The following is a 5,271-nucleotide window of genomic DNA, read 5'->3' on the forward strand; positions in this document are numbered from 1 at the left end:
GCCACGGTCCCCGGGCGGGCCCCGCAAGGGCCGTCAGACCTTCGGCTGCTGCTGCGTGATGCAGTGGATACCGCCGCCGCCCGCGAAGATCGCGCGCGCGTCCACCAGCGTCACCGTGCGGTCCGGGAAGAGGCGCCGGAAGATGCCCGCCGCGACCTCGTCGTTGGGGTCGTCGAACGCACACAGCACCACACCGCCGTTGCAGAGGTAGTGGTTGATGTACGAGTAGTCGACCCAGTCGCCCTCCTCGTCCTTGAGGACGGTCGGGGCCGGGACCTCGACGACCTCCAGGGCGCGGCCGCGGGCGTCGGTCCTGCCGCGGAGGATGTTCACGTACATCCGGGAGCGCTCGTAGTCGGGGTGGGCAGGGTCCTGCTGGCTGTGGACGACCACGACGCCCGGCCTGGCGAAGGCGGCGACGATGTCGACATGGCCCTGGGTGCCGTACATGCCGTAGTCGCCGCTCAGGCCGTGCGGCAGCCAGATCGCCTTCTCGGTGCCGAGCTTGGCGTGGATCTCGGCCTCGACCTGCTCACGGGTCCAATCGGGGTTGCGGCCCGCGCCCAGCTGGACGGTGTCGGTCAGCAGGACCGTGCCCTCGCCGTCGACGTGGATCGCGCCGCCCTCGTTGACCAGGCCCGAGGAGTGGACGGGGACGTCCACGAGGTCCGCGACATGGCGGGCGATCTTGGAGTCGTGCTCCCAGCGCGCCCAGTCCTGGCCGCCCCAGCCGTTGAAGACCCAGTCGACGGCCGCGAGACCGCCCTGGCCGTCGGTGACGAAGGTGGGGCCGATGTCACGCATCCACGCGTCGTCGAGCTCCCGCTCCACGATGACGATGTCGTCGCCGAGCAGTTCACGGGCGTCCCCGCTCTGGCCCGGGCCGACGACCATGGTGACCGGCTCGAAGCGGCGTACGGCGCGGGCGACGCCGGCCCAGGCCGCGCGGGCCTCGGCGAGCTCCTCGTCGTTGGTGAAGGTCGGGTTGGGGCCGGGCCAGGCCATCCAGGTCCGCTCGTGGGGGGCCCACTCGGGCGGCATACGGAACGTCATCGCAGGTCCTTGGGTAGGGAGATCAGAGGAAGTAGAGGCGGTTCAGGGACATGGACTCGACCGGGTCCGAGCGGAGCGGATCGCCGTCGAGGGTGACCAGTCCGCTGTGCGCGTCCACGGACACGCTGCCCACCCGGGAGTTGAGGAGCAGGTCCCTGGGGCCGATGCCCCGGGTGCCGCGCACGCCGACCCGGCGGCGCCGCGTGGGCATCTTGTCGTTGCCGAGAGCCGCGGCGGCCTGGGACACGAACGCCACGGAGATGTCCGCGGGGGTCGAGCCGTGGGCGCCGATCTGCGGGCCCAGGACGAGGGGTTCGCAGGTGTCGGTCGCGGCGTTCGGGTCGCCGGTGACTCCGTACGCCGGGAAGCCGGCCTTCAGCACGAGCTGCGGCTTCGCGCCGAAGAACTGCGGCTTCCACAGCACGATGTCGGCGAGCTTGCCGTTCTCGATGGAACCGATCTCGTGGGCGAGACCATGGGCGATCGCGGGGTTGATGGTCAGCTTGGCCATGTAGCGCAGCACACGCGCGTTGTCGTCGTGCGCGCCGTCGCCCTCCATGGGGCCCAGCTCGGCCTTCATCTTCCCGGCCATGGCGAAGGTGCGGCGCACGGTCTCACCGGCGCGGCCCATGCCCTGGGCGTCGGAGGAGGTGATGCCGATCGCGCCCAGGTCGTGCAGCACGTCCTCGGCGCCCATCGTGCCGGCGCGGATGCGGTCCCGGGCCATGGCGGCGTCGCCGGGCAGGTCGGTCTTGAGGTCGTGGACGGAGACGATCATTCCGTAGTGTTCGGCGACCGCGTCCCGGCCGAAGGGCAGCGTCGGGTTGGTGGACGAGCCGATGACGTTCGGCACGCCCGCCATCTTGAGCACGTTCGGTACGTGTCCGCCGCCGCAGCCCTCGATGTGGAAGGCATGGATCGTGCGGCCGTCGAGGACCTTCAGGGTGTCCTCGACCGACAGGCACTCGTTGAGGCCGTCGCTGTGCAGCGCGACCTGGACGTCGTACTCCTCGGCGACCCTCAGTGCGGTGTCGAGCGCGCGGGTGTGCGCACCCATGTCCTCGTGGACCTTGAAGCCGGAAGCGCCTCCCTCGGCGAGCGCCTCGACGAGCGGGGCGTCGCCGGAGGACGAGCCGCGGGCGAGGAAGCCGATGTTGACGGGCCAGGCGTCGAAGGCGTTGAAGGCATGCTTCAGGGCCCATGGCGAGTTGACGCCAACCCCCCAGACAGGGCCGAACTCCTGCCCGATGATCGTCGTGACGCCCGATGCGAGGGAGGCTTCCATGATCCGTGGCGACAGCAGATGCACATGCGTGTCGACGGCACCTGCGCTGGCGATGAGGCCCTCGCCGGAGACGATGGACGTGCCGGTGCCGACGACGACGTCCACACCGTCGAGGGTGTCCGGGTTCCCCGCGCGCCCGATTCCGGCGATACGGCCCTCGCGAATACCGACGGACACCTTGCGGATGCCCTGAACGGCGTCGATGACCAGGACGTTGCTGATGACGACGTCGCAGGTCTCGCGGACGGCGGAGGCCTTGAGGTGCAGTCCGTCGCGGGCGGTCTTGCCGAAGCCGGCGAGGAACTCGTCGCCGGGCTTCTGCGAGTCGGACTCGACACGGACGACGAGGCCGGAGTCGCCGAGGACGACACGGTCCCCGGCGCGCGGGCCGTGAACGCTCGCGTACTCGTGCGGATCGATGCCGGTCACTGGTCCTCCTCCGTAGGCGTCTGTCCGTGGTCCGTAGGCGTCTGGCCCTGGCCCGAAACCGCGCGGTCCCCTTCTGCGGCTTCAGCGGACTCTGCGGCTTCAGCGGCATCAGCGGCTTCAGCGGCATCAGCGGACTCTGCAGCCGCGCCGAGGTAGCCGCAGGCAGCGGCCCTGCGCAGCGCCTCCGGCTTGGCGCCCGGGGCGTCGAGCGGGCCGTCGACCAGGCCTGCGAAACCGATGGCGACGCGGTCGCCGCCGATGGGCACGAGACCCACCTCGGCCTCGCCGCCCGGGTCGAAGCGGACGGAGGAGCCGGCCGGCACGCACAGGCGCATGCCGTAGGCCGCTGCCCGGTCGAAGTCGAGACGAGGGTTGGCCTCGAAGAAGTGGAAGTGGGAGGTGACGCTGACGGGCACGGCCGCGGTGTTGCGCACGGTCAGGCGCAGTGCGGGCTCGGGCTCGGGGTCCGCGGGTCCGGGCAGTACGGCACCGGGCGCCTGGTCCCCGAGGCCGCCGCCCCCGATGGGGTCGGAGACCACGGCGAGCCGGGATCCGTCGTCGAAGACGGCTTCGACGTGGACCTCGGTGACCACGTCGGCGACGCCGGGAAGGACGTCGTCGGGGCCGAGGACGGCGCGGGCCGCTGCGATGGCCTCGGCAAGCCTGCGCCCGTCCCGGGCCGCTTCGCAGACGGTGTCGGCGATCAGCGCGGTCGCCTCGGGGACATTGAGCCTGAGTCCGCGGGCGCGCCGCGCCCGGGCCAGCTCGGCCGCGCCGAACAGCAGCAGCCGGTCCCGCTCGGTCGGGGTCAGTCGCACGACACCACGCCTCCCTGTACGTACACCGCGGCCTCCCGATGGGCGCACCGCGCCGGAATCTCCGAATCCGATTCCAGATGTTTGAACGACACTCTAACGCTCACTTTCCCTTGCCGGAAGCATTGACGGCAGCCAGAAGCTGGGTTCACATAGAGCAACACTCAAATTGCCGACGGCGTAACAGGGAGAGCCCGATGCCGATTGAACAGCGCGGAGTCGACACCATCCCCGAAGCGGAACGGACCAGTGGCCCCCGCGACCTCCTGGCGATCCTGCTCGGCTCCAACCTCTGCCTCGGCGTGATCGTCTTCGGCTGGCTGCCGGTCTCCTTCGGCCTCGGCCTGTGGGGCGCGGTCAGCTCGGTCGTCGCGGGCACCATCGCCGGTGTGGTCGTGACGGCACCGCTCGCGCTCGTCTCGTTGCGCACGGCGACCAATCTCTCCACGTCCAGCGGGGCCTTCTTCGGCGTACGCGGACGGCTCATCGGCTCGATCGTCGGCCTCCTGCTGTCGCTCGGCTACACGGCGCTGACCCTGTGGATCGGCGGCGATGTGATGGTCGGCGCGCTCGCCCGGATCATCGGCCTGCCGACCGGCGACGCGACCCACGCACTGGTCTATGCCCTGCTGGCCGCCCTCACCGTGATCGGCGCGATCTTCGGTTACCGGCTGCTGCTGCGCATGAGCAAGGTCCTGGCCCTCGGGATGATCGTGCTGCTCGCGACAGGCCTGGTTGCGTACGCTCCCGACTTCACCACCGCCGCGCCACCCGACGCCCCGTATCTGCTGGGCTCCTTCTGGCCCACGTGGGCGCTCTCCGCCGTGGCCGCGGGGCTGAGCGGCCCGATCGCCTTCATCACCCTGCTCGGTGACTACACCCGCTACATCTCGCCGCAGCGGCACAGCCCGCGCGCGGTGCTCAAGGCCACCTGTCTGGGCCTGTTCGCCGGACTGCTCATCCCCCAGCTGTTCGGCACCTTCACCGCGCTCGCCGCCCGCGCCTCGGTCGACTACGCAGGGCCGCTGGTCGACTCGTCCCCCACCTGGTACCTGATACCGCTGCTGCTCGCCGCCGCGGCCGGCTCGGTCGGCAACGCCGGACTGATGCTCTACTCGATGGGCCTGGACCTCGACGCGATCGTGCCCAGGGCCAGCCGCACCGTGGCCACCGTGATCGTCGCGGTCGTCGCCACCGCGTTCGTCTTCCTCGGGCACTTCGCCTGGGACGCCCAGTCGGCGATGACCTCGTTCGTGCTGCTGCTCACCGCGATAGGGACCCCGTGGGCGGTGATCACCCTCATCGGTCAAGTGCGATGCCGTGGCGCGTACGACTCGGAGGCACTGCAGGTCTACAACCGGCGTGCCCGGGGCGGCATCTACTGGTTCCGGGCGGGCTGGGAGCCGCGTGCCACGGTCGCCTGGGTGCTCGGTGCGGCCGTCGGTCTGGTCTCCGTCTCGACCCCGTTCTACGAGGGCCCGCTGCTCGCCCTGACCGGCGGTGTGGACTGCAGCTTCGTCCTGTCGGGTGCGGTGGGCGGTGTCGCGTACGCCGTACTGACACCGCGTGGCGCCCGTACGGCCCCCGAGGCCATGGAGGCGGCGCAGGCCACGGCCGGCCGGCAGGAGACGGAAGCGGCCGTGGCGTCCTGACCCCGGCCCGAACACGACGGAACCGCGCGGGTCCCCG

Annotated in this window: 4 protein-coding genes; 1 reads left to right on the forward strand and 3 read right to left on the reverse strand. The window is 71.0% G+C overall.

Translation table 11 applies throughout. From position 1 onward, the window contains the following. Positions 1-33: 33 nt before the first annotated feature. The 3 genes from ACWGI8_RS38720 to ureA are packed head-to-tail and all read right to left on the reverse strand — an operon-like array spanning position 34 to position 3,585. Positions 34-1,053, reverse strand: a complete 1,020-nt coding sequence (locus ACWGI8_RS38720; RefSeq protein ID WP_453668130.1) for an agmatine deiminase family protein — start codon at positions 1,051-1,053, stop codon at positions 34-36. Positions 1,054-1,075: 22 nt separating this feature from the next. Further along, positions 1,076-2,758, reverse strand: a complete 1,683-nt coding sequence (locus tag ACWGI8_RS38725) for an urease subunit alpha (RefSeq protein WP_453668133.1) — start codon at positions 2,756-2,758, stop codon at positions 1,076-1,078. A 5-nt stretch (positions 2,759-2,763) separates the two neighbouring features. Next, on the reverse strand, positions 2,764-3,585 hold the full coding sequence (gene ureA / locus ACWGI8_RS38730) for an urease subunit gamma (RefSeq protein ID WP_453668131.1): 822 nt from the start codon (positions 3,583-3,585) through the stop codon (positions 2,764-2,766). 194 nt (positions 3,586-3,779) lie between these two features. On the opposite strand from ureA, the gene ACWGI8_RS38735 reads away from it, so the two are divergent. Beyond that, a complete protein-coding gene (locus ACWGI8_RS38735; protein ID WP_453668132.1) occupies positions 3,780-5,234 on the forward strand; it encodes a cytosine permease in 1,455 nt (484 codons plus the stop codon). Positions 5,235-5,271 lie beyond the last annotated feature (37 nt).

It is taken from the genome of Streptomyces sp. NPDC054841 (assembly GCF_053611045.1).

What these genes read in the sequence shown, in the direction of transcription:
- ACWGI8_RS38735 (WP_453668132.1), top strand. Translation starts at nt 3,780, where the DNA reads ATGCCGATTGAACAGCGCGGAGTCGACACCATCCCCGAAGCGGAACGG.
- ACWGI8_RS38720 (WP_453668130.1), bottom strand. Translation starts at nt 1,053, where the DNA reads ATGACGTTCCGTATGCCGCCCGAGTGGGCCCCCCACGAGCGGACCTGG.